Consider the following 696-nt stretch of genomic DNA (forward strand, 5'->3'; position numbering starts at 1 on the left):
CGTCGACATCGACGTGATCGCCAGCGACGGCAACGGCGGCAGCGTCACCGACACCTTCGCCATCACCGTGGGCAACGTCAACGACAACCCCACCGTCGCCAACGCCATCCCCAACCAGAACGCCAGCGAAGACTCGGCCTTGAACTTCCAGTTCGCCGCCAACACCTTCGCCGACGCGGATGTGGGCGACACGCTCACCTACACAGCCCAGCTCGCCGGTGGCGGTGCCCTGCCCGCCTGGCTGAGCTTCGATCCGGCCACCCGCACCTTCAGCGGCACCCCGCTGAACGCCCACGTGGGCACCCTGAGCATCCAGGTCACCGCCAGCGACGGCCACGGCGGCAGCGTGGCCGACAGCTTTGACATCGTGGTGGCCAACACCAACGACGCCCCCACGCTGGCCAATGCCATCCCCAACCGCAGCGGCACCGAAGGCTTTGCCTTCAACTACACCCTCGCGGCCAACACCTTTGCCGATGTGGACGTGGGCGATGTGCTCACGTACAGCGCCCAGCTCGCAGGCGGCGGCGCATTGCCCGCCTGGCTGAGCTTCAACCCCGCCACCCGCACCTTCAGCGGCACGCCCGCCGCCACCGGCACGGTGAGCATCGAAGTGACCGCCGACGACGGCCATGGCGGCACCGTGAGCGACAGCTTCGACGTGGTGATCGGCGCCGCACCGGTGGACCCGGAGCC

At 68.8% G+C, this 696-nt stretch carries 1 protein-coding gene; it reads left to right on the plus strand.

What is annotated here, in order from left to right; genetic code table 11:
* Nucleotides 1–696, plus strand: a 696-nt coding sequence (locus tag KW835_RS26610; RefSeq protein ID WP_218387755.1) for a putative Ig domain-containing protein, incomplete at both ends; no start/stop codon positions are given.

Origin of the sequence: Acidovorax sp. sic0104 (assembly GCF_019219095.1) — a bacterium.
Lineage (GTDB): Bacteria > Pseudomonadota > Gammaproteobacteria > Burkholderiales > Burkholderiaceae_C > Acidovorax.